This window comes from Stenotrophomonas sp. TD3 (assembly GCF_001939825.1).
GTDB lineage: Bacteria > Pseudomonadota > Gammaproteobacteria > Xanthomonadales > Xanthomonadaceae > Stenotrophomonas.
On the sequence record NZ_MOYM01000002.1, the window covers coordinates 309,890 to 327,955 of the forward strand.

Sequence of the window (18,066 nt, forward strand, 5' to 3'; positions counted from 1 at the left end):
AGGGGACGGAGGGAATCAAGTCGTTTGTGCCACTTGCGACTTAATCCCCTCCGTCCCCTTTTTGTTGTCAACGGAGTTGCTGGCCCAGCCAGTCGGCCAGCGCATCCACGCGCGCATCGGCCGGTCCGTCCGGTCGCGCCAGCACCCAGAAACCACCGGTGGCGGCAAACCCCCACGGCGCGACCAGTCGCCCGGCGGCCAGGTCCTCGGCCACCAGCGGCTCGGGTGCGATCGCTGGGCCCAGCCCGGCTACCGCTGCCTCCAGCAGGTAGTACAGATGCTCGAAGGCAGTGCCCAGCTGCAGCTTCGCGGTGTCCAGAGCGTGCGCCTGCGCCCACGCCGGCCACGCCTGCGGCCGTGAGCTGGTGTGCAGCAGGGTCTCCTGCAGCAGCGCCGAGGGCGGTACATGCCGCAGGCGCTGCGCGGCCGGATGCGAGGGGGCCACCACCACGCCGACCCGTTCCGGCGCCAGCTCACGCACCTGCCAGCCCCGGGGCCACGGCCCCTGCGCCAGCAGCAGGACCGCATCCAGTGCGGCCTGCGCCTCGGTGAAGCTGCCATCCAGCGCCGACCACTGCAGGCGCACGCCGGGCAGGGCGGCCTGCAGCGCAGGCAGGCGCGGGATCATCCAGCGCGCCAGCACGCTGCCGCTGCAGCCCAGCACCAGCGCCGGGGCCGCCGTCGGCCGCCGCAGTTCGCGCACGCAGTCTTCGATGCCGCTGAAGGCCTCGCTGCACGCTGCCTGCAGGCGCGTGCCCGCAGCGGTCAGGCGCAGGCCGCGACCGGCACGCTGGAACAGTGCCAGGCCGAGGTGGTCTTCCAATAGCTTCAGCTGGCGGCTGACCGCACCGTGGGTGACGTGCAGGTCCTGCGCGGCGCGGCCAACCCCGCCCAGGCGGGCGGTGGCCTCGAACGCGCGCAGCGCATTGAGTGGTGGCAGCAGGGAACGGCTCATGTGAGATTTCCTGACGATATGCGCCAGATAATATCCATTTTCCGGTCACGACCCGTGCGCTAGAGTATCCACCTGTCTCGAACCAGCGGTCGCTTCCATGTCTGCCTCCCCCATTGCCGACTACCACGCCTTCCCGGATGCCCAGGGCCATTTCGGCCGCTACGGCGGCAGCTTCGTTGCCGAAACCCTGGTCGGCCCGCTGCAGGAACTGGCCCAGGCCTATGACCAGGCCCGCCAGGACCCGGCATTTCAAGCGGCCTATGACCGCGACCTGGCCCATTACGTGGGCCGGCCGAGCCCGATCTACCACGCCCAGCGCCTGAGCGACCATGTCGGCGGTGCGCAGATCCTGCTCAAGCGCGAAGACCTGAACCACACCGGCGCGCACAAGATCAACAACACCATCGGCCAGGCGCTGCTGGCGGCGCGGATGGGCAAGAAGCGCATCATCGCCGAGACCGGTGCCGGCCAGCACGGCGTGGCCAGCGCCACCGTTGCCGCGCGGCTGGGCCTGGAATGCGTGGTGTACATGGGCGCCACCGACATCGAGCGGCAGAAGATCAACGTCTACCGCATGAAGCTGCTCGGCGCGACGGTGGTGCCGGTCACCTCCGGCTCGGCCACCCTGAAGGACGCGCTCAACGAAGCGATGCGCGACTGGGTGACCAATGTGCAGGACACCTTCTACATCATTGGTACGGTCGCCGGTCCGGATCCCTATCCGCGCATGGTGCGCGATTTCAATGCCATCGTCGGCCGCGAAGCGCGCGAGCAGATGCTGGCCGAGTACGGCCGCCTGCCCGATGCGATCACCGCCTGCGTCGGCGGCGGCAGCAATGCCATCGGCCTGTTCCATGCCTTCCTCAATGATCGCCAGGTCGAGATCGTCGGCGCCGAAGCCGCAGGTGATGGCATCAGCACCGGCCGCCACGCCGCGTCGATCGCCGCCGGTCGTCCCGGCGTGCTGCATGGCAACCGCACCTATGTGCTGTGTGACGACGACGGCCAGATCATCGAGACCCATTCGGTGTCGGCCGGCCTGGACTATCCGGGTGTCGGCCCCGAGCACGCATTCCTGGCCGATACCGGCCGTGCGCGCTACCTCGGCATCACCGATGAAGAAGCGCTGCAGGCCTTCCACCTGCTGGCGCATACCGAGGGCATCCTGCCGGCGCTGGAGTCCAGCCATGCGCTGGCACAGGCGATCAAGCTGGCGCGTGAGCGTCCGCGTGACCAGATCGTGCTGTGCAATCTGTCCGGCCGTGGCGACAAGGACGTGCATACCATCGCTGCGCGCGAAGGGCTGGTGCTGTGAGCGCGCTGCTGCGCAACAGTGGCGTGCTGCTGCTGGCGCTGGGGTTGGCCGCATGCCAGCCGCCGGAGCCGCCGCTGCTGGCGCCGGCCGCCAAGGCCACCACGCAGCCGGCACAGCAGCCGGCCGCCAACGATGACCTCGACCCGATGGCGCGTGCGCCGATCGTCGATCCGCCGTCCATGGAAGATACGGACAGCGATGGCGCGCCCGCGGTGGTCTCGGTGGCGCTGGACCATGCCGGCGAGGTGCTGATCGGCCAGCATATGACCGATCTGAAGGCACTCGGGCCGTGGACCGCGCAAGGGGCGGTCGAAGCCATCGGCGGCAGTTGCGAGTACTACGACGGCAAGGGGCTGCCGCCCGGCGTGTCGATGATGACCGATGAAGATCGCGTCGTCCGTTTCGATCTCGGCCTGGATCCGGAGAGCGGGGCGCCGACCCAGCAGCCCGGTCCGTTCGGCCTGCGTGTCGGCATGACCCGCGCCCAGGCCATGGCCCAGTTCCCGAAGCCGCCGGTATCCAGCCCGCATGCCTACGACGGTGACCAGGGCGAGTACCTCACCTGGCAGGACCCGGGTTCGGACCTGGGTATCCGCGTGGAACTGTTTGAAGGGAGGGTCACCCAGATGTACTGGGGAACCAGCGATGCGATTGAACTGATTGAAGGATGTGCCTGAAATGTCCGTATCCCGACTCGATGCCTGTTTCCAGCGTCTGCGCGAACAGCAGCGCAAGGCGCTGATCCCCTTCGTCACGGCCGGTGATCCCTCGCTGGAAGCCACCGTGCCGGTCATGCACGCACTGGTCGATGCCGGCGCCGACGTGATCGAACTGGGCGTGCCGTTCTCCGACCCGATGGCCGATGGCCCGACCATCCAGCGCAGCTCCGAGCGCGCGTTGGCGCGCGGTGCTGGCAGCCGCTACGTGCTGCAGGCCGTGGCGCAGTTCCGCGAGCGCGATGCGCAGACCCCGGTGGTGCTGATGGGCTACCTGAACCCGGTGGAGATCCACGGCTACGTGGCCTTCGCCAAGGCCGCCGTGGACGCCGGCGTCGATGGCGTGCTGCTGGTCGACCTGCCACCGGAAGAAGCGGGCGAGGCCCAGCAGGCGTTCGACGCAGCCGGCCTGGCGCTGGTCCTGCTGGCGTCGCCGACCACCAGCGAGGCGCGCGCCGACAAGCTGCTGGCGTTGGCCCGTGGCTATCTCTACTACGTCAGCTTTGCCGGTGTCACCGGTGCGTCCGAGCGCCTTGACAGCGATGCCGCCAGTGCCCGCCTGCAGGCGTTGCGCGCGCGTGCGTCGGTGCCGGTGGTGGCGGGCTTCGGCATCAAGGATGCCGCCAGTGCCGCGGCCATGGCCCGCCAGGCCGACGGCGTGGTGGTGGGCAGCGCGCTGGTGGCGGCGCTGGCCGAAGCGGGCTCGGCGGAAGAGGCCGCGCAGCGCGCCCGGGCCTTCCTTGCCCCGCTGCGGGAGGCGCTGGACGCGTAACGGTGGTGCCGGCCGCTGGCCGGCATCCTCCGTACCCGCCAGCGTGGAAGGGCTGCCGGCCAGCGGCCGGCACTACCCCACACCTAAACGTACGTCCCAGCATGGTTTTTTCCGGCGGCCCCGTGGCTGGCAAGGGGGTGCACGGGCGGGGAAAGCGGAGCTAGACTGTCCGCCTTTGCGGCCCCTGGGCCGCCCTGAACGGAAGTGTCCTCCCGCATGAGTTGGCTCAGCAAGTTGATGCCGTCCGGCATCCGCACCGACAACACCCCCAGCAAGAAGCGCAGTGTCCCCGAGGGCCTGTGGGAAAAGTGCAGCAACTGCGGCAGCGCGTTGTACCGTCCGGAACTGGAAGAGAACCTGGAAGTCTGCCCGAAGTGCGGCCATCACATGGCGATCCGTGCGCGTGCGCGCCTGGCGGCCCTGTTCGATGCCGACAGCACCACCGAGATCGGTGCGCGCCTGGGCCCGACCGACCTGCTCAAGTTCAAGGACCAGAAGAAGTACAGCGAGCGCATCAAGATCGCGCAGAAGAACACCGGCGAGTACGACGCGCTGATCGCCATGCGCGGCCTGCTCAAGGGCCGTGCGCTGGTGGCATCGTCCTTCGACTTCGCCTTCATGGGCGGCTCGATGGGCTCGGTGGTCGGCGAGCGTTTCGCACTGGCCGCGGAGACCGCGGTCGAGATCGGTGCGCCCTACGTGTGCTTCTCGCAGAGCGGGGGCGCGCGCATGCAGGAAGGCCTGTTCTCGCTGATGCAGATGGCCAAGACCTCGGCTGCGCTGGGCAAGCTGCGTGAAGCCGGCCTGCCGTACATCTCGGTGCTGACCCATCCGACCACTGGCGGCGTGTCGGCCTCGTTCGCGATGCTGGGCGACATCAACATCGCCGAGCCGCAGGCGCTGATCGGCTTCGCCGGCCCGCGCGTGATCGAGCAGACCGTGCGCGAGAAGCTGCCGGAAGGCTTCCAGCGCTCGGAGTTCCTGCTGGAGCACGGTGCCATCGACCAGATCTGCGACCGTCGCGAAATGCGCGACCGCCTGTCCGATCTGCTGGCGATGCTGGGCCGTCAGCCGGCGCCGGAGGTGGCTTGATGGGAGGCCGCAAGTACTTCGGTACTGATGGCATCCGTGGACGGGTCGGCCAGGGCGTGATCTCGGCCGACTTCGTGCTGCGCCTGGGCAACGCCCTGGGCCGTGTCCTGGTCGCGCAGCGCGGCCAGGACGGGCGCCGGCCGATCGTGGTGATCGGCAAGGACACCCGCATTTCCGGCTACATGTTCGAAGCGGCACTGGAAGCCGGCCTGGTCGCCGCCGGTGCCGACGTGCAGCTGCTGGGGCCGATGCCGACCCCGGCGGTGGCGTTCCTGACCCGCACGCTGGGCGTGGATGCCGGCATCGTCATCAGCGCCTCGCACAACCCGCACTATGACAACGGCATCAAGTTCTTCTCCGCCCAGGGCGAGAAGCTCGACGATGCCACCGAGCTGGCCCTGGAAGCGGCGCTGGACGTTCCGTTCACCACCGCCGAATCGGAAAAGCTGGGCAAGGCGTCGCGTGCGCGCGAGGCGGTCGGCCGCTACATCGAGTTCTGCAAGGCCAGCGTGCCGCGCGCGTTCGACCTGCGTGGCGTACGCCTGGTGCTGGATTGTGCGCACGGCGCCACCTACCAGATCGCACCGCTGCTGTTCCGCGAGCTGGGCGCCGAGGTGATCGGCATTGGTGCCGAGCCCAACGGCGTCAACATCAACGCCGGTGTGGGTTCCACCCATATCGACAACCTGGCGGCCAAGGTCCGCGAAACCCGCGCTGATCTCGGCATCGCCTTCGATGGCGATGGTGACCGCGTGCTGATGGCCGATGACCAGGGCAATCCGGTCGACGGCGACGACCTGCTGTACATCCTGGCACGCGCCTGGAAGGCCGAAGGCCGCCTGCGCGGCCCGGTGGTCGGCACGCTGATGAGCAACTACGGTGTGGAGAAGGCATTCGCCGACCTGCAGATTCCGTTCGTGCGCAGCAATGTCGGCGATCGCTACGTGCACCAGGCTCTGATGGAAGGCGGCGGCGTGCTCGGCGGCGAAGCCTCCGGCCACCTGCTGTGCCTGGACCGGGCCACCACCGGTGACGGCATCGTCAGCGCGCTGCAGGTACTGGTGGCGCTGCGCAACAGCGGGCAGACCCTGCGCCAGGCGCTGAAGGGGCTGGTGCGGGTGCCGCAGAAGACGGTCAACGTGCGGCTGGGCAATGTCTCGGCCAAGGCCACGGTGCAGGCCGACAGCGTGCAGGCCGCGCTGGCCGTCGCGCAGCAATCGGTGGCTGGCCGTGGTCGTGCATTCCTGCGCCCGTCCGGTACCGAGCCGGTGGTGCGGGTCACGGTCGAGGCCGATGATGCAACGCTGATGCAGGACACGCTGGACCGCCTGTCCGCCGCGGTGCGCGCCGCCGCCGCCTGAGGCTGGCGACGGTACAACCTGGCACCCCGACATGGCCGCTTCTGCGGCCATGTCGCTTTCTGCCTGTCGCGTGCACCGTGCCAGGATGAACCGCGTGACACCGGTCACGTACGCGCTGGGACGTTCAGCTGGCGCTGGCCGCTTGCAGACATCGGCTACACGCAGCAAGGGGTATTCCCGCAGTCAGGATCCACGGTTCCAGCCATGCCAGGGATGGACCGGGGATCGGGTCGGAGCAGCTGTTCTTCTTCCATCACTGTTGCAAGGACAATGGCCATGAACACTTCACTGCGCCTCAGCCGCTATCTGCTGGGAGGGGCGTTGGTGGTCCTGCCGCTGCTGGGCGGCATCTCCACCGCCAGCGCCGAACGTCATCCGGGAGGCGGGCCGCACATGGGCGCGGTCCGCGAGGAACCGATGCGCGCGCCACTGGGCTACACCCGCATGGAGCGGCCGCGCGAAGTCAACAATGCGCGCCCGCAGTTCCGTGATGAGTACAGGCACAACTTCCGTGCCGACCATGCTTTCCGCATCGGTCCGTACCATCCGCCGGTGGGCTTCGAATACCGCCGCTGGCACTACGGTGAGATCCTGCCGCGGCCGTTCTGGGTGGGCAACTACATCCTCAACGACTTCTGGCTGTTCGATCTGGATTTCCCGCCCATGGGATACGAATGGGTGCGTTTCGGACCGGACGCACTGCTGATCAATACCGCCAACGGCGAGATCGTGCAGACCGTCTACGGTCGCTTCATCTGATGTCCCCGCTGGTCGCAGGCCTGCCTAGCCTGCGATGAGCGGCTGCAGCAGGTAAAGGCAACAGGTTGTTCACCCCGCGCCTCCCCGGCCACCATCGGGGAGGCGCGGGCGTGCCAGGGGATGCCGGCAGTGGAGAGTGCCAATGCATGCAGAGGTGACGCCGCCTGCGACGCGGCGGGGCAGCAGGAGCGTCTGGACATGGGTGCTGGTGGCCGCGGTGGCCCTGGCGATCGCGCTGCTGGCCCGATGGCTGGCGGGCCATGGCGCTGGCGGTGGCGGTGGACGCCCCACTGCATCGGTGAGTGTCGAGAAGGTCGCACGCATGGATGTTCCGGTGACGATCACCGCAATCGGAACGGTCACGCCACTGGCGACGGCCACCGTGCGCTCGCAGCAGTCCGGTGTGCTGGGGCGCATCCTGTTCCGCGAGGGTCAGCAGGTGCAACAGGGGCAGGTACTGGCCGAGGTTGATCCGCGGCCGTTCCAGGCGGCGCTGGCCCAGGCCCGGGCCGACCACGCGCGCGACCAGGCCCAGCTGGCTGCGGCGAAGGTGGATCTTGCACGTTACCGCACCTTGCTTGCGCAGGACTCGATCGCCAGCCAGCAGGTTGATACCCAGGCGGCGCTGGTCCGCCAGCTGCAGGGCACGGTGCTGGCAGATGCGGCGGCAGTGCAGACTGCCGAACTCAACCTCGGCTACACCGCCATCCGCAGCCCGGTGGCTGGCGTGGTGGGCCTGCGCCTGACCGACATCGGCAACTACGTGACCGCCCAGGACGCCACCGGCATTGCCGTGGTCACCCAGCAGGATCCGATCGACATCGCCTTCGCCATCCCGCAGGGCCAGCTGGGCCTGCTCGGCGCGCGTGGCGACGTGCAGAAGGATGCGCTGGTGGTACAGGCACTGGCCCAGCAGGGTGGGGCAGTGCTGGCCGAGGGTCGCCTGCAGGCGCTGGACAACGTGATTGATATCAGCACTGGCACGGTCAAGGCCAAGGCGCGCTTCGCCAACCCGGACGGCACGTTGTTCCCGAACCAGTTCGTCAATGCGGTCCTGCAGGTCCGCACCCTGCCGCAGGCGATGGTGGTGCCGGTCAGTGCGGTGCGGCACGGTACGCCGGGTGATTTCGTGTTCGTGCTGCAGCCCGGCCAGAAAGTGCACATGCAGGTGGTCACCACCGGTCCGATGGTGGGCCAGAAGATGGCCATCCTCAGCGGATTGAAGGGCGATGAGTCGGTGGTCACCGCCGGTGCCGACGGCCTGCAGGACGGCTCGCAGGTGCGGGTGGGCGGGGCGCCCGTCAGTGGCACTGGCAAGGCGCGGGGCCAGCACAAGGGCGGGCCTTGATGGACGGCGCGGCGGAGACCGCAACGGAGGTCGCAGGAGGGCCCTCGCGCCCCTTCATCCTGCGCCCGGTGGCGACCACGCTGATGATGGTGGCGATGCTGCTGGCCGGCCTCATCGCCTGTTTCAACCTGCCGCTGTCGGCCTTGCCGGAAGTCGACTATCCCACCATTCAGGTGACCACGCTTTACCCGGGCGGCAGCCCGGAGGTGATGGCGCTGACCGTGACTGCACCACTGGAGCGCCAGTTCGGGCAGATGCCCGGCCTGGCCCGGATGACCTCGACCAGTTCGTCGGGGGCATCGGTGGTGACCCTGCAGTTCAACCTCGATCTCGACCTGGATGTGGCCGAACAGGAAGTGCAGGCGGCGATCAATGCAGCGACCACGCTGTTGCCCACCGACCTGCCGGCGCCGCCGATCTACGCCAAGGTCAATCCGGCCGATGCGCCGATCCTGTCACTGGCCGTGACCTCGCCGACGCGCACGCTGGGTGAGGTAGAGGCGATCGTCGAGCGCCAGTTCGCCAACCGCATCGGCCAGGTCAATGGCGTTGGCCTGGTCTCGTTGTCCGTTGGCCAGCGCCCGGCGGTGCGCATCCAGGCCAACATGGCCGCGCTGGCATCGCGCGGCCTGACGCTGGAGAGCATCCGCACCGCCATCGGCAACGCCAACGTCAATGCCGCCAAGGGCAGCTTCGACGGGCCAAGCAAGAGCTGGACCATCGATGCCAACGACCAGCTGGCCAATGCCGCGCAGTACGCGATGCTGGTGGTGGCGTACCAGAATGGAGCGGCAGTGCGCCTGGGTGATGTGGCCAACGTGGTCAGCTCCACCGAGAACACCCGCCTGCGCTCGTGGATGAACCGCGAGCCGGCGATCATCCTGGATGTGCAGCGCCAGCCCGGAGCGAACGTCATCGCCACCGTGGATGCCATCCGCCAGGCGCTGCCGGGCCTGGAGGCGCAGCTGCCGGCCGATGTGCACGTCACCCTGTTGAGCGACCGCACCGAGGGCATCCGCGCCTCGGTGTCCGACGTGTGCTTCGAGCTGGTGATGGCGGTCTTGCTGGTGACGCTGGCGATCTTCATGTTCCTTGGCTCGTGGCGGGCCACGTTGATCGCCTCGATCGCCGTACCGCTGTCGTTGATGGGGGCGTTCGCGCCGATGTGGGCGATGGGCTTCTCGATCAACAACCTGACCCTGATGGCGCTGACCATCGCCTCCGGTTTCGTTGTCGATGATGCCATCGTGGTGCTGGAGAACATCTCCCGCCACGTCGAGAACGGCATGCGCCCGTTCGAGGCGGCACTGAAGGGCGCGGGCGAGATCGGCTTCACCATCGTGTCGTTGACGGTGAGCCTGATCGCGGTGCTGATCCCGTTGCTGTTCATGGGCGATATCGTCGGCCGCCTGTTCCGCGAGTTCGCGGTGTCACTGGCCGCAACCATCCTGCTGTCGGCGGTGGTGGCGCTGACCCTGGTGCCGATGCTGGCCGCGCGCTGGTTGCGCCCGCAGGAGCAGGAGCACCCCTCGCGGATCAGCCAGTGGACGGTGCGCCGGTTCGAACGGCTGACCGCGCTCTATGCACGCGGACTGGACTGGGTGATCGGCCATGCACGACTGACGCTGCTGGCGTTCGTCGCGACCCTGGGCCTGACCGGACTGTTGTTCGCCGTGGTGCCCCGCAACCTGTTTCCCGAGCAGGACACCGGCCAGATCGCAGCCACTACCCTGGCCACGCAGGACCTCAGTTTCAGCGCGATGAGCCAGCTGCAGCAGCAGGTGGCATCCGCCCTGCTGGACGATCCTGCAGTGGCCAGTCTGTCATCGAGCATCGGTGTGGATGGGCAGAATCCGGCCCTGAAGCAGGGGCGGCTGTCGATCAACCTCACCCCGATCGGGCAGCGCCCGCATCTGGACGACGTGTTGTCGCGACTGCGCCAGCGTACCGCGGACATCACCGGCGTACGCCTGTTCCTGCAGCCGGTGCAGGACCTGGTCATCGATACCGAACCGGGTATCACCGGCTATCGCCTGGTGCTGCAGGGCGCCGACCAGACGCTGGTCGACCAGTGGGGCCAGCGCCTGGCACAGGCGCTGGCCGAGCGCGAAGAGTTGCGTGATGTCACCCCGGCCAGCCTGGGCGAGGGCAGTTCGGTGATCGTGGACATCGACCGCGATGCTGCGGCGCGCCTCGGTGCCAATGCACTGGCCGTGGACAACGCGCTTTACGATGCGTTCGGCCAGCGCATCGTCTCCACCATCTACACCGCCTCCAGCCAGAACCGGGTGATCCTCGAGGCCAGCCCGGACATGCTCACCGGACCACAGGGCCTGCAGCATCTGTACGTGCCGGCCGGCAGCACGGTGGTACCGTTGACCGCGCTGGCGACGATCCGCAACGGTACCGCGCCCCTGGTGATCGCCCACGAAGCCCAGTTCCCGGCAGCCAGCATCGGCTTCAACCTCGCGCCTGGCGTTCCGCTGGGAACGGCGATGAAGGCGATTGCCCGGGTCCAGCAGGACATCGCCCTGCCGACGTCATTGAACACGCGCTACTCCGGTGCCGCCGGCGCCTTCCAGGATTCGCTGGGCAACGAAATGCTGCTGATCCTGGCGGCGGTGGTGGTGGTCTACATCGTGCTGGGCGTGCTCTACGAGAGCTTCGTGCACCCGTTGACGATCCTCTCCACGCTGCCATCAGCCGGTGTTGGCGCGCTGCTGGCGCTCGGTCTCAGTGGCTGGGGCCTGGGGGTGATCGGCATCATCGGCATCGTGCTGCTGATCGGCATCGTCAAGAAGAACGCGATCATGATGATCGACTACGCGTTGATGGCGATGCGCGAGGAAGGCAAGGATGCGGTGGCGGCGATCCGGCAGGCGGCCCTGCTGCGCTTCCGGCCGATCATGATGACCACGTTCGCCGCGTTGTTCGCCGCACTGCCGCTGATCTTCGGCAGCGGCATGGGCCATGAGCTGCGGCAGCCGCTCGGCATTGCCATCGCCGGTGGCCTGATCCTCAGCCAGGCACTGACCCTGTTCACCACGCCGGTGATCTTCCTGATGTTCGAGCGCCTGCGGGAGCGCCATGCGCGGCCGGCTGCGGCTGCGGCGGCGGGAGACGTGGGGTGAACCTGTCGGCTCCCTTCATCCGTCGCCCGGTCGGCACACTGCTGCTGGCCGTGGGAGTGATGTTGGCCGGTATCGCTGCGTATCCGCAGCTGTCGGTGGCACCGTTGCCACAGATCGACTTCCCGACCATCGTGGTCCAGGCCAGCTTGCCCGGTGCGAGCCCGCAGACCATGTCGACCACCGTGGCCTCGCCACTGGAGCGGCGCCTGGGCGTGATTGCCGGGGTCAACGAAATGACCTCGCAGTCGGGCGTGGGTTCGGCGCAGGTGACGCTGCAGTTCGACCTGTCGCGTGATATCGACGGCGCCGCGCGCGATGTACAGGCCGCGATCAATGCCGCGCGCGCTGACCTGCCGACCACGCTCAAGAGCAATCCCACCTATCGCAAGATGAACCCCGCCGATGCACCGATCCTGATCCTGGCGCTGACCTCGGCCACGCGCAGGCCCTCCGAGATCTACGACGCGGTCTCGGCCACGGTGCAGCAGCGCCTGCTGCAGGTGCAGGGCGTCGGCAACGTCGAGTTGGGCGGCGCCGCATTGCCCTCGGTGCGGGTTGAGCTGGACCTGTCGGCCCTGTCGCAGTACGGCATCGCGCTGGAGGACGTGCGCACGGCGCTGTCTTCGGAGAGCGCCAATCGTCCGCGTGGGGTCATTGATGGCGATGGGCGTGCGTTCCAGGTCTATACCAATACGCCAGGACTGCATGCGGTCGATTATCGCGACGTCGTGGTGGCCTGGCGCAATGGCGCGGCAGTGCGCCTTCGCGACGTCGCCTCGGTGCAGGATGGGCCCGAGGACGTGCGCACGATGGGCCTGTTCAACGGACAGCCGTCGGTGTCGGTGATCATTTCCCGGCAGCCCGGCGCCAACATCGTCGACACCGTCGATGCGATCAAGGCCCTGTTGCCTGCCCTGCAGGCCAACCTGCCCGAGGACGTGCATCTGGCCGTGGCCAGTGACCGCACCCTGACCATCCGTGCGTCGCTGCGCGAGGTGGAAACCACCCTGGTGATCGCAACGCTGCTGGTGGTGCTGGTGGTCAGCCTGTTCCTGCGCAGCTGGCGTGCGACCCTGATTCCAGCAGTGGCCGTGCTGGCCTCGCTGCTGGGTACCTTCGCGATGATGTACCTGCTGGACTTCTCGCTGGACAACCTGTCCTTGATGGCGCTGACAGTCGCCACCGGCTTCGTGGTCGATGATGCCATCGTGGTGGTGGAGAACATCAGTCGCCACATCGAGGCGGGCATGCCGTCGCGCGCGGCGGCCCTGCTCGGCGCCGGCGAGGTGGGCTTCACCGTGCTTTCGATCTCCACCAGCCTGATCGCGGTGTTCGTGCCGCTGATTTTCATGGGGGGCCTGATCGGGCGCATCTTCCGCGAATTCGCGCTGACGCTTTCGATTGCGGTGGCGATCAGCCTGCTGGTGTCGTTGACGGTGACCCCGATGATGGCATCGTTGCTGCTGGTTCCACCGCGCCAGGTCGAACAGCAGGGACAACTGATGCGCACGGTGCAGCAGGGTTTCGAATGGATGCAGCGTCGCTACGTGCGTAGCCTGGACTGGGCGCTGGCCCATCGCGGCGTGATGCTGTTGTCGCTGGCGCTGGCCATCGCGCTGAACGTCTACCTGATGATCGTGGCGCCAAAAGGGTTTTTCCCGGCGCAGGATACCGGCGCCCTCAATGGCGGGATCCGTGCCGACCAGAGTATTTCCTTTACTGCACTGCGCGATGGGTTGGCACAGGCAGTGAAGATCATCCGTGCAGATTCCGCAGTGCAGGACGTTGTCGCGTTCTCCGGAGGCAGCCGTGCTGGCGGTGGTTTCTTGTTCGTGGTGCTGGTGCCGCGTGGGCAACGCCCCCCGGTGGCCGAGGTGGTGGCCCGGCTGCGGCCGAAGTTGGCGGGTATCGAAGGGGTGGCGACCACGCTCAATCCGGTGCAGGATCTCAACGTCGGTGGGCGGCAGACCACCTCGATGTACCAGTACGTGCTCAAGGCTGAAGATTCCGGCCAGCTGCAGCAGGCCTCCACCCGCCTGCTCGCCGCGCTGAAACCGCACAGCGATGTGCTGGTCGATCTGAATGTCGACCAGCAGGATGCAGGTGCCAGCACCTATGTCGACGTAGACCGCGATGCAGCGGCACGGTTGGGGGTGTCGATGCAGTCGGTGGACAACGCGCTCTATGACGCCTTCGGGCAGCGCCAGGTCGCCAATCTGTATTCGGGCCTGAACCAGTATCACGTGGTGATGGAAGCGGCCCCTGGCTTCAACGGATCACCGCTGGCGCTGGCCGATATCAAGGTGCCGGCCGGCACGCTGGTAACCAGCGTGACCGGCACCACCGCGCTGACAGCGGCAGCCGCCGCGACAGTTGCGCCCAGCACGACAGCGGAATCCGCGTCGGCCGCAGCGTATGCCGCGCCGACGCGCACGCTGGTGCCCTTGTCTGCCTTCGCGCAGTGGTCCTCGCAGTCGGCTCCTGCTCGACTCAATCACAGCGATGGCGAGCCGTCGGCCACGGTCTCCTTCAACCTGCCCAGCGGCGTCGCGCTCGGCCAGGCCGCGCAGCTGATCGACCAGGTGCTGCAGTCCCTGCATTTCCCGGCCAGCGTGCGTGGCGAGTTCGGTGGCACGGCACGGGTGTTCAACCAGTCCCTGGCCACCCTGCCACTGCTGATCGTGGGGGCATTGCTGGCGATCTACGTGGTGCTGGGCATCCTCTATGAAAGCGCCATCCATCCGTTGACCGTGATGTCGACCCTGCCGGCGGCCGGCGTCGGCGCGCTGCTGGCGCTGATCGTGACCGGCAGCCAGCTGGACCTGATCGCGCTGATCGCGATCATCCTGTTGATCGGCATCGTCAAGAAGAACGCGATCATGATCGTTGACTTCGCGCTGGACGCGCAGCGCAGCCGCGGGTTGAGCGCATTGGAGGCGATCCGCGAGGCCTCGATCCTGCGCCTGCGGCCGATCCTGATGACCAGTCTGGCCGCCGGGCTGGGCGCACTGCCACTGGCGATCGGCTTCGGCGACGGTGCCGAGCTCAGGCGACCGCTGGGCATTGCAATCATGGGCGGGTTGCTGGTCAGCCAGTTCATCACCCTGTTGACCACGCCGGTAGTGTTCCTGGCTCTGGATCGATCCGGTCATGCGCGCCATGGCGGCGATGCAGTCGCACCTGCGATGCTCTCTGGAGAACTGTGATGAGACCGATCACTGGGTTGTCACTGCTGTTGCTCAGCAGCCTGCTGCCGGGCTGCTCGCTGGCACCGGCCTATCACGGCGTGGCCCTGAAGGCCTCACCCGATACCTTCAAGGAAGCGCCAGGTTGGTCCGTGGCGGTGCCGTCCGACGCGGTCGGCAAGGGGCAGTGGTGGACCCTGTTCAATGATCCGCAACTGGATGCCCTGCAGGCACGCGTGGCGGTGGACAACCAGAACGTCGCCCAGTATCGGGCGGCATACAGCGCTGCCCGTGCGCTGGTCCAGCAGCAACGCGCCGCGCTCTGGCCGCAGGTGAGCGCGCAAGGCAGCGGAACGCGCAGTGGCGGACAGGGCAGCGACACCAGCGGCAATGCCGCCGGTGGCCGGCGCTACTCGGTCCAGGTCGGGGCCAGCTGGGAGCCGGACCTATGGGGGCGGCTCGGAAACAGCGTCAGCCAGGCGCGGGCCGAAGCGTCCGCCAGCGCGGGGGATCTGGCCAATGCCACGCTCTCGGCGCAGGGTGAGCTGGCCATCGACTACCTGCAGCTGCGGGGGCTCGATGCGCAGCGCCAGGACCTGGTGCAGACTGTGCAGGGCTACCAGCGCTCGCTGACCATCACCAGCAACAAGTACGCGGTGGGGGTGGCCGGTGCCGCCGACGTCGAGCAGGCCCGCTCCACACTGGCCAATGCGCAGGCCCAGGTGCGCGCGCTGGAGCTGCAGCGCGCCCAGCTGGAACACGCCATCGCGGTGCTGGTCGGTGAGAATCCCTCGACCTTCAGCCTCGCCGTTTCAGACTGGAGCGAAGTCGTACCGCAGGTGCCGTCCAGCTTGCCGTCACAGGTCCTGCTGCGGCGTGCCGATGTCGCCGCAGCCGAGCGCCGGGTCGCGGCGGCCAACGCCAACTTCGGCATCCAGCGCGCAGGTTACTTCCCGCAGTTCACCCTCAGCGGTGATCGGCAGAGCAATGCGACCGCCTGGGGGCAGTTGTTCAGCGCCTCCACCAGCTTGTGGACGTTGGGCATCAGCGTCATGCAGACGATTTTCGATGCGGGTGCGACCCGCGGACGGGTCGCGCAGGCGCGGGCGGAGTTCGAGCAGGCGGCGGCGGTCTATCGGCAATCCGTGCTGGGGGCGTTCCAGCAGGTCGAGGACAACCTCGCGGCCGTGCAGGCCTTTGCCGATGTCAGCCGGTCCCGCGAGCAGGCCGAGGCCGCCGCGAACCGCGCCGAGGCCATCCTGCACAACCAGTATCGTGCGGGGACGGTCGACTACACCTCGGTGGTGGTGGCACAGGCCACGGCCAGCAGCGCACGCCAGGCGCGCATCCAGGGGGTAGTCGATCGGCAGACGGCGATCGTAGCCCTGGCCCAAGCCATCGGTGGCAGCTGGCTGGAGACCGGAGCCGGCGCTGTTACGGGCCCGGCACCATCTTCTTCTGCCGGGCCTTGAAGCCGTTGAAGATCGGCGCAATCAGTGGGTTGTAGCTCCATGCGATGCGTTTGCGCAGCCAGCTGGCCGGGCGGTTGCGGATCGCGAAGCGGTAGATGCGCTCCGGATCTCCACCGACCACGTTGCGCCCGAACGGGTGGGTGGTGTGCAGGTAGCGGAAGCCCTGTTCGCGCGCCACCTCGATGTAGTCATTGTCGAAGTCGCCATACGGCCAGCACAGCGTGTCGGAGACTTCGCCGAGCTTCTCCAGCAGCGTCTGCCTGGCCATCGCCAGGTCACCGCTGATGCCTTCGCGGCGCTGTGCACGATCGAGGTCGTCACGCTTCAGCCAGCGGGTGTGGCTGTGGGTGTGGCAGTGGACCTCGAACGTGCCGGCTTCGATCGCCGCGCGCGCTTCGCTCCAGCGCATCATCACTTCGTCGCTGCGGCCCTGCTTGTAGATCAGGTCTTCGCAGGCACGGTGCTCCGGCGTTGCCGGCAGCTGGGCGCCTTCGATGCCGGCGTGCGGGCGCACCGGGCCTTCGTGCATCCAGCCGGTGACCACGAACACCACCGCGTGCATTCCGTACTTCTGCAGGATCGGATGGGCGTAGACCCAGTTGTCCAGGTAACCGTCATCGAACGTGATCACGATCGATTTGCGTGGTACCGGCTTGCCGGCCAGGAAGTCCGCGTACTGGTCCAGCGTCAGTGACGTCCAGCCGGTACGGGCGAGCCAGGCGATCTGGCTCTCGAAGTTCTCCGGGGATACGGTGATCATGCCCGGCGAATTGCTGACGTGGTGGTGCATCAGCACCGGTACGGTTCTGGCATTAGCCATGACCCAGCTCCTTCAACCATTGGAGGTAATAATTTTCGGTGGCCTCGCCATGACCGGCTGCGCTGAACCGCGCAGTGCTGCGGATCCAGTCCCAACCGGCACGGCCCATCTGCCGCCGCCGTTCCGGATCGTCCACCAGCAGGCGCAACGCGCCGGTGAGGGCGGCGTCATCGCCCAGCCGGGTGAGGATGGCATTGCTGCCTTCCACCAGCATTTCAGGTACGCCGCCAACGCGGTGCGAGACGATCGGCAGCGCCGCCTGCGCGGCTTCGAGGAAGACCGTGCCCGAAGCCTCCTTGTGGGTCGCCAGGGCAAAGATGTCGAAACCGGCCATCAGCCGGTGGGCGTCACTGCGGAACCCGAGCAGGTGCACCTGCTGTTCCAGCCCGAGTTCGCTGCGCAGCGCCTGCAGGCGCGCCATCACCGGTTCGCCATCACCGACCACGGCCAGATGCAGGTCGGGATTGGCCTTGCACAACGGGGCAATGGCATGCAGCAGCTCGGCATGGCCCTTGGGTTCGCGCAGCACGGCCACGCAGCCGACCACGATGTCGCGCTCGGCGAAACCGAGTTCTGCGCGCACCTGGGCGCGGGTGTCCTGCAGTCGGGTCCACGGATCGGCCTGCCCGGAGGCATCCCAGCGTGGTGGCGTCGCCATGGGCGGCACGATGCCGATGTGCTCTGCGGCAATGCCACGGTCGACCAGCAGTCGCTTGACGAAATCACTGACAGTGATGATCCGGTGCGGCAGGCCGGTATAGGTCAGCAGCGAGTTGACCGGGCTCATCAGGTGGCGCGAGCGCACCACCAGCGGCGTGCCGCCCAGGCGTGCGCCGGCGGCGGCGATCAGCGCGTCACGGCGGCTGGTGGTGTTGACCACGTCGTAGCGCTCGCGACGCACCAGGCGCGAGACCGACCAGATGCCGTACAGGAGGCGCAGAAGACCGCCCATGCGCAGGGTGTGCACGGTGAAGCCATCGTCGCGTGCCAGCTGGGCCAGTCGCGCTTCGGGCTGACACAGCAGCGCCATCTCGTGGCCACGCGCGCGCATCACCTGCATGTGGCGGAAGATGTAGATCTCCTGCCCACCCATTCCCTTGGCGGCTTCGGAGTGCAGGATGCGCAGCGGACGGTTCATGC

The 18,066-nt window shown here is 67.7% G+C and carries 13 protein-coding genes; 10 read left to right on the forward strand and 3 right to left on the reverse strand.

Going from position 1 to position 18,066, the window contains the following annotated elements:
• Positions 1 to 67: 67 nt before the first annotated feature.
• Entirely contained in the window at positions 68 to 955 is an 888-nt protein-coding gene (locus BKE09_RS18240) for a LysR family transcriptional regulator (RefSeq protein ID WP_075677103.1), read from the reverse strand.
• Positions 956 to 1,052: 97 nt separating this feature from the next.
• On the opposite strand from BKE09_RS18240, the gene trpB reads away from it, so the two are divergent.
• The 10 genes from trpB to BKE09_RS18290 all read left to right on the forward strand — a co-directional run bounded on the left by trpB (position 1,053) and on the right by BKE09_RS18290 (position 16,106).
• Positions 1,053 to 2,270 (forward strand): tryptophan synthase subunit beta, encoded by a 1,218-nt coding sequence (gene trpB, locus BKE09_RS18245; RefSeq protein ID WP_014647880.1) that lies wholly within the window; start codon positions 1,053 to 1,055, stop codon positions 2,268 to 2,270.
• A complete protein-coding gene (locus BKE09_RS18250) occupies positions 2,267 to 2,947 on the forward strand; it encodes a hypothetical protein (RefSeq protein WP_075677105.1) in 681 nt (226 codons plus the stop codon). Before trpB ends, BKE09_RS18250 begins: the two co-directional genes overlap by 4 nt.
• 1 nt (position 2,948) lies before the next feature.
• A complete protein-coding gene (gene trpA / locus BKE09_RS18255) occupies positions 2,949 to 3,758 on the forward strand; it encodes a tryptophan synthase subunit alpha (protein ID WP_075677107.1) in 810 nt (269 codons plus the stop codon).
• Between the two features lie 216 nt (positions 3,759 to 3,974).
• Complete coding sequence (gene accD / locus BKE09_RS18260) at positions 3,975 to 4,850, forward strand: acetyl-CoA carboxylase, carboxyltransferase subunit beta (RefSeq protein WP_005410473.1); 876 nt, start codon at positions 3,975 to 3,977, stop codon at positions 4,848 to 4,850.
• Positions 4,850 to 6,211, forward strand: a complete 1,362-nt coding sequence (glmM, locus tag BKE09_RS18265) for a phosphoglucosamine mutase (RefSeq protein WP_075677109.1) — start codon at positions 4,850 to 4,852, stop codon at positions 6,209 to 6,211. Before accD ends, glmM begins: the two co-directional genes overlap by 1 nt.
• 276 nt (positions 6,212 to 6,487) lie before the next feature.
• Positions 6,488 to 6,970, forward strand: a complete 483-nt coding sequence (locus tag BKE09_RS18270) for an RcnB family protein (RefSeq protein WP_075677111.1) — start codon at positions 6,488 to 6,490, stop codon at positions 6,968 to 6,970.
• Between the two features lie 202 nt (positions 6,971 to 7,172).
• Positions 7,173 to 8,318, forward strand: a complete 1,146-nt coding sequence (locus tag BKE09_RS18275) for an efflux RND transporter periplasmic adaptor subunit (protein ID WP_206120595.1) — start codon at positions 7,173 to 7,175, stop codon at positions 8,316 to 8,318.
• Positions 8,318 to 11,449, forward strand: a complete 3,132-nt coding sequence (locus tag BKE09_RS18280) for an efflux RND transporter permease subunit (RefSeq protein WP_075677115.1) — start codon at positions 8,318 to 8,320, stop codon at positions 11,447 to 11,449. Before BKE09_RS18275 ends, BKE09_RS18280 begins: the two co-directional genes overlap by 1 nt.
• Entirely contained in the window at positions 11,446 to 14,655 is a 3,210-nt protein-coding gene (locus BKE09_RS18285) for an efflux RND transporter permease subunit (RefSeq protein ID WP_075677117.1), read from the forward strand. The genes BKE09_RS18280 and BKE09_RS18285 overlap by 4 nt, the downstream gene beginning before the upstream one ends.
• Positions 14,655 to 16,106 (forward strand): efflux transporter outer membrane subunit, encoded by a 1,452-nt coding sequence (locus BKE09_RS18290; RefSeq protein WP_075677119.1) that lies wholly within the window; start codon positions 14,655 to 14,657, stop codon positions 16,104 to 16,106. The genes BKE09_RS18285 and BKE09_RS18290 overlap by 1 nt, the downstream gene beginning before the upstream one ends.
• On the opposite strand, the gene BKE09_RS18295 is transcribed toward BKE09_RS18290, so the two are convergent.
• Positions 16,069 to 16,926 carry a polysaccharide deacetylase family protein gene (locus BKE09_RS18295; protein WP_075677121.1) on the reverse strand — a complete coding sequence of 286 codons (858 nt, stop codon included), beginning with the start codon at positions 16,924 to 16,926 and terminating at the stop codon, positions 16,069 to 16,071. The genes BKE09_RS18290 and BKE09_RS18295 overlap by 38 nt on opposite strands.
• Entirely contained in the window at positions 16,919 to 18,064 is a 1,146-nt protein-coding gene (locus BKE09_RS18300; RefSeq protein ID WP_075677123.1) for a glycosyltransferase family 4 protein, read from the reverse strand. The genes BKE09_RS18295 and BKE09_RS18300 overlap by 8 nt, the downstream gene beginning before the upstream one ends.
• Positions 18,065 to 18,066 lie beyond the last annotated feature (2 nt).

What these genes read in the sequence shown, in the direction of transcription:
- BKE09_RS18300 (WP_075677123.1), bottom strand. Translation starts at nt 18,064, where the DNA reads ATGAACCGTCCGCTGCGCATCCTGCACTCCGAAGCCGCCAAGGGAATG.
- BKE09_RS18280 (WP_075677115.1), top strand. Translation starts at nt 8,318, where the DNA reads ATGGACGGCGCGGCGGAGACCGCAACGGAGGTCGCAGGAGGGCCCTCG.
- BKE09_RS18295 (WP_075677121.1), bottom strand. Translation starts at nt 16,926, where the DNA reads ATGGCTAATGCCAGAACCGTACCGGTGCTGATGCACCACCACGTCAGC.
- trpA (WP_075677107.1), top strand. Translation starts at nt 2,949, where the DNA reads ATGTCCGTATCCCGACTCGATGCCTGTTTCCAGCGTCTGCGCGAACAG.
- BKE09_RS18240 (WP_075677103.1), bottom strand. Translation starts at nt 955, where the DNA reads ATGAGCCGTTCCCTGCTGCCACCACTCAATGCGCTGCGCGCGTTCGAG.
- BKE09_RS18290 (WP_075677119.1), top strand. Translation starts at nt 14,655, where the DNA reads ATGAGACCGATCACTGGGTTGTCACTGCTGTTGCTCAGCAGCCTGCTG.
- BKE09_RS18270 (WP_075677111.1), top strand. Translation starts at nt 6,488, where the DNA reads ATGAACACTTCACTGCGCCTCAGCCGCTATCTGCTGGGAGGGGCGTTG.
- glmM (WP_075677109.1), top strand. Translation starts at nt 4,850, where the DNA reads ATGGGAGGCCGCAAGTACTTCGGTACTGATGGCATCCGTGGACGGGTC.
- accD (WP_005410473.1), top strand. Translation starts at nt 3,975, where the DNA reads ATGAGTTGGCTCAGCAAGTTGATGCCGTCCGGCATCCGCACCGACAAC.
- trpB (WP_014647880.1), top strand. Translation starts at nt 1,053, where the DNA reads ATGTCTGCCTCCCCCATTGCCGACTACCACGCCTTCCCGGATGCCCAG.